5 protein-coding genes are annotated in these 4,924 nt (G+C 67.9%); 3 read left to right on the plus strand and 2 right to left on the minus strand.

Going from position 1 to position 4,924, the window contains the following annotated elements:
• Positions 1-39 precede the first annotated feature (39 nt).
• Positions 40-1,884 carry a DNA helicase RecQ gene (gene recQ, locus AC3XYG_RS13265; RefSeq protein WP_489140311.1) on the plus strand — a complete coding sequence of 615 codons (1,845 nt, stop codon included), beginning with the start codon at positions 40-42 and terminating at the stop codon, positions 1,882-1,884.
• A gap of 161 nt (positions 1,885-2,045) precedes the next feature.
• Positions 2,046-2,828, plus strand: coding sequence for a ricin-type beta-trefoil lectin domain protein (locus tag AC3XYG_RS13270; RefSeq protein WP_489140312.1), 783 nt, complete (start codon positions 2,046-2,048; stop codon positions 2,826-2,828).
• 24 nt (positions 2,829-2,852) lie between these two features.
• Here AC3XYG_RS13270 and AC3XYG_RS13275 read toward each other — a convergent pair whose 3' ends face one another.
• A complete protein-coding gene (locus tag AC3XYG_RS13275) occupies positions 2,853-3,269 on the minus strand; it encodes a cupin domain-containing protein (protein WP_489140313.1) in 417 nt (138 codons plus the stop codon).
• 123 nt (positions 3,270-3,392) lie between these two features.
• On the minus strand, positions 3,393-4,067 hold the full coding sequence (locus tag AC3XYG_RS13280) for a methyltransferase family protein (RefSeq protein WP_489140314.1): 675 nt from the start codon (positions 4,065-4,067) through the stop codon (positions 3,393-3,395).
• A 354-nt stretch (positions 4,068-4,421) separates the two neighbouring features.
• Here AC3XYG_RS13280 and AC3XYG_RS13285 point away from each other — a divergent pair.
• Positions 4,422-4,924 (plus strand): hypothetical protein (locus AC3XYG_RS13285; RefSeq protein WP_489140315.1); only part of this gene is annotated, 503 nt, incomplete at its 3' end.

Below are 4,924 nucleotides of genomic sequence, written 5' to 3' on the forward strand. Positions count from 1 at the left end.
CATAGGGCTTGCGTTGGAAAACGAGAACACCTCAATATTTTGAGCCAAGCCCTATCCATAAAGAGCCGCGACGCGGCGCTGGAAACCCTGCGCCGGGTCTACGGCTACGATGCGTTCCGGGGGCAGCAGGCCGGCATCATCGACCATGTGATCGCCGGCGGCGACGCGATGGTGCTGATGCCGACCGGCGGCGGCAAGTCGCTGTGCTTCCAGGTGCCGGCTTTGGTCCGTCCGGGGATCGGCGTCGTGGTCTCGCCGCTGATCGCGCTGATGCAGGACCAGGTCGAGACGCTGCGCCAGCTCGGCGTCCGCGCCTCGGCGCTGCATTCGTCGCTGCCCCCCGGCGAATCGGGAAACATCATGCGGGCGATGCGGGCAGGCGAGCTGGACCTGCTCTACGTCTCGCCGGAGCGGTTGCTGACCGACGGGCTGCTGGACCTGCTCGACGGCTGCAAGCTGGCCCTGTTCGCGATCGACGAGGCGCATTGCGTGTCGCAATGGGGCCACGACTTCCGGCCGGAATACCTGCAGCTCGACGTGCTGGCGACGCGTTATCCCGGGGTGCCGCGCATCGCCCTGACCGCGACCGCCGACGGCCCGACCCGGCGCGACATCGCCGAGCGGCTGAAGCTGCATGACGGCCTCACCTTCGTCGCCGGCTTCGACCGGCCGAACATCCGCTACCGCATCGTGCCGAAGGAGAATCCCAAGGCGCAGCTGCTGTCCTTCATCCAGCGCGAGCACCCCAACGAGGCCGGCATCATCTATTGCCTGTCGCGCAACAAGGTCGAGACCACGGCGGCGTGGCTGCGCGACGAGGGCATCGAGGCCCTGCCCTATCACGCCGGGCTGGACCGCGAGGTCCGCAACCGCAACCAGGACCGCTTCCTGAAGGAAGACGGCGTCGTCATGGTCGCGACCATCGCCTTCGGCATGGGCATCGACAAGCCGGATGTCCGCTTCGTCGCCCATCTCGACCTGCCGAAAAGCCTGGAGGCCTATTACCAGGAGACCGGCCGCGCCGGGCGCGACGGGCTGCCTTCGGATGCCTGGATGGCCTATGGCATCCAGGATGTCGGCAAGATCCAGGGGCTGATCGCGGAATCGGACGCGCCGGAGCGGCAGAAGCAGATCGACCGGCAGAAGCTGGACGCGCTCTTGGGCTATTGCGAGACGGTGCGCTGCCGGCGCCAGGTGCTGCTGGAGTATTTTTCGGACTCGCTGGCAGAGCCCTGCGGCAACTGCGACACCTGCCTGGAGCCGGTGGTGTCGTTCGACGGCACCGAGCTCGCGCGCAAGGCGCTGTCCTGCGTCTACCGCACCGGCCAGCGCTTCGGCGTCGGCCAGGTGATCGACGTGCTGACCGGCACCGAGACCGACCGGGTGCGCCAACTGGGCCATGACAAGCTGAGCACCTGGGGCATCGGCCGCGACCTGGCGAAGGCGGAGTGGAAATCGGTGTTCCGGCAGCTGGTCGCCGGCGGGCTGCTGATCGTCGACACCGAAGGCCATGGCGCGCTGCACCTGGCCCCCGAATGCCGCGACGTGCTGCGCGGCGAGCGCGAGGTCCATCTGCGCCGCGAGGCGGTGAAGAAGACGGCCCGCGCCGGTGGCCGCAATGGTGGCAGCCGGGCGCCGCGGGCGCTGCCGAGCGATCCGGCCGAGGCGTCGCTGTTCCAGGCGCTGCGCGCCCAGCGGCTGGAGCTGGCGCGCGAACAGGGCGTGCCGCCCTATGTCATCTTCCACGACGCCACGTTGACCGAGCTGGCCCATGCCCGGCCGCGCTCGATGACCGAATTCGCGGCGATCCCCGGCGTTGGCCAGGCCAAGCTGCTGCGCTATGCCGACGCCTTCCTGGCGGTGATCGAACAGCACGTCGAATAGGCGCCGGACCGTCGCGTCACACCCGGGCGGACGCTTCATAAGATTTTATTCTGGATCTCGGAATCGGTCGTCCCATAGCCTTCCGCCACCAGCGGATTTCATTTCCCCGACCGCCCCGGTGGCGGCGGGAGGGTCATTGATTGTTTTCCGGAGACCGAATTATGCAGCTCTATTTCCTCGTCAGCGCGCTCGGCACCCAAGGCATGCCGACGCCGGTCCTGACGATCGACAGCTCTCTGCCGGCGCCGGGCTCGCCCCTCCAGATCAGCTCGATCGGTGGCGCCATCGCGCTGTGGCAGCTCTGGTCCTTCACCTCCGAAGGCCAGATCGTCAGCGCCTACGACTCGACCCTCGCCTTGAGCAGCGGCCAGGACAACGCCCTGATCGTCGACACGCTGCAGCCGGGCGAAGCCACCCAGATCTGGCAGATCTCCAACGGCACGATCGTCAACCAGCAGACCGGGCAGGCGCTCACCGTCGCCACCCCGAGCAATCCCTACGCCTCCGCCGCCGTGCTCGCACCCGTGCAGGCCTCCTCGCAGGCCCAGCAATGGACGCAGACGGGCCTCGACTGCAAAAGCCTGCTGACGACGGTGGTCAACGGAACGACGACGGACCTCCTGCTGTCCGCGACGGCGATCGAGGGCGAGATCATGGCGCCGGACGGCAACACCCCGCTGCCCGCCGGCGCCAGCGTGACCGTCGCGTCGACCTACACGGACGGCCTGACGACCGGATTCCAGATCTTCGATCCGAACAATGCGGCGAGTTCGGTGGCATCGTTCGAGGTTCACCAGCACCAATGTCTTTTGGAGGCCGGCGACGTCTGGGTCGACACCATCAACTATCTCGACGGCTACATCGTGTCCAACGTGCAGACACAGGGGGGGTCCTACCACGACACCTTGCCCGGCAACGCCTCGATCACGATCACACAATCCTGAGCCTGGCTCCCGGACTCAAAGGCGCTAAGGATGCAGGCCGTCGAGCTCGGGCATCAGCACCACGCTTTCCTGCTCGTTGGCATCGGTGCGGGCGATCACCGCGACACAGTTCTCGGTCGCGCTGGGGTTGTAGGGCAGATGCGGCATGTCGGCGGGGATGTAGAGGAACTCGCCGGCCCGGACCATCAGGTGCTGCTCCAGCCGGTCGCCGAACCACATGCCGGATTCGCCGCTGAGCACATGGATCGCCGTCTCATGCGACTCATGCTTGTGCGCCTTGGCCCGGCCGCCCGGCGGCAGGGTCACGAGCTGCAGGTGGATGCCCTGGGCCCCGACCGATTCCGCCGAGATTCCAGGGGTGTAGGACAGGGCCTGCTTGCCGATGAAGCGCGCCCCGGCGCCCACCACCTTGCAGGTCGGTTTGTCCTGGAGATCGGTCATATCCATCATCGGGCCCTCTGGCATGGCCGCGCCGCCTCTGGCGCAGCCCGTCCAGCATGGCCCTGCCCCGCTACACCAAGGTTTCAGCTGAGGCAAACAGCGTTGCGGCGGTAACAGCCGGCCTCACCACAGCCACGGCACCAGCCGGTATCGGACGCGCCTGATATAATCGGGATAGCCGGGCAGGCTGCGATGCAGCTCGCGATCCTCCAGCACGGTGCGGATCGCCAGCACCAGCCCGACCAGCCCGCCGGCGGCCAGCCCCCACCACGAGCCGAGCATCAGCGCGCTGGCCGCCAGCCAGACCAGCGCTGCGGTGTAGAGCGGATGGCGCACCACCGCGTATGGCCCGGTCGAGACCACGCTGTGCCCGCGTTCCGCCTGGATCCGCACCACCGGGGCCAGGAAGGTGTTCTCCCGGAACACCAGCCCCATGACCCACAGCGACAGGGCGACGCCGGCCGCCCCGACCCATTGCAGCCAGATGGGCACGGCCGACCAGCCGAAGCGGACATCCAGACCCATCACCACCAGCCAGGCCGGGAACAGCGCGATCAGGACCAGCAGCAGGATCCGGTCCCAAAGCGGCTGGCCCTGCTGGATCGGCGGCTTCATCCGCTCGGCCAGCAGGGCCGGGTTGTACCGCGCCAGCCACAGCATCAGCCCGACGGTCAGGCTGAAGAACAGCACCAGATAGGCCCAGGCCGCCGGCCAGCGCAGGGTCCCCGCCGCGCCGAACAGCAGCACCGCAAAGCCCAGGATCTCGAGCCCGAAGGCGATCCAGACCTTCTTCTGCATCGTGGTTCTCCCGTGTCGGGCGGGCCTGGGACGACCCCAGACGCGTCATCCTCACCCTCCCGCATCCGGAGTCAAAACGATCGTCCGGAGCAACCGGTGCCGAAGCCGACATCGGAGAGCCTTCGACCCACCCCGCACCGTCATCCCGAGCCCCGCAGGGGCGTGGCGATCCAGACTGGCGCCGCTTGCTCGGTCTGCTCGGCCGGACTGGATCGCGTCGCTCCGCTCGCGATGACGGCGAGGGGTGGTCGGGCAGTATTATCCCTCGACTCGTTGTTCTCTTTATGTTCTTGTCAAGGGATGACACACACATCGCCCGCGCCCCAGACACCCACCGCCTCACCGGCGGCGGAGGTGTTTGCGCAGGAGTGGACGCTGCTGTCCGAGATGGAAGCGCTCAGCGGCGAGTTGGCCCGGGCGTACCAGGTCAGGAGCCTCGCGGCCCTCAAGGTTGACGACGACGCCAAGGCCGGGACCGCGAAAACCCATTTCGCCGATCTGTTCCTCGGCATCCGCCGCTCCGTCGCGCTGAAGGCCAGGTTGGACAAGCAGTGCCAGCAGCAGGGCCGCGCGGCCGAAGACCGCCGCGAGCGGCGGCAGGCGCGCATCGACCAGCTCCGCCGCAAGGTCGCCGAGGGCGTGTCCCGCGCCATCGCTGCCGCCACGCCCGATGCCGATGAGCGGGACGATCTGGCCACCGATCTGTGGGAACGGCTGACCGAAGGCGACCGGATCGACACCGACCTGGCCGACACAATCCTGCCGATCGAGGCCCTGATCCTGCGGTTCTGCCGCAAGGTGGGCGTTACCGCCGTCTGGTTCGAGGCCACGAAGGCCGGGCCGGCGGAGACGAGGGT

It is taken from the genome of Inquilinus sp. (assembly GCF_057815775.1).

Coding starts and splice junctions, on each gene's coding strand:
- AC3XYG_RS13270 (WP_489140312.1), top strand. CDS start 2,046: ATGCAGCTCTATTTCCTCGTCAGCGCGCTCGGCACCCAAGGCATGCCG.
- AC3XYG_RS13275 (WP_489140313.1), bottom strand. CDS start 3,269: ATGACCGATCTCCAGGACAAACCGACCTGCAAGGTGGTGGGCGCCGGG.
- AC3XYG_RS13280 (WP_489140314.1), bottom strand. CDS start 4,067: ATGCAGAAGAAGGTCTGGATCGCCTTCGGGCTCGAGATCCTGGGCTTT.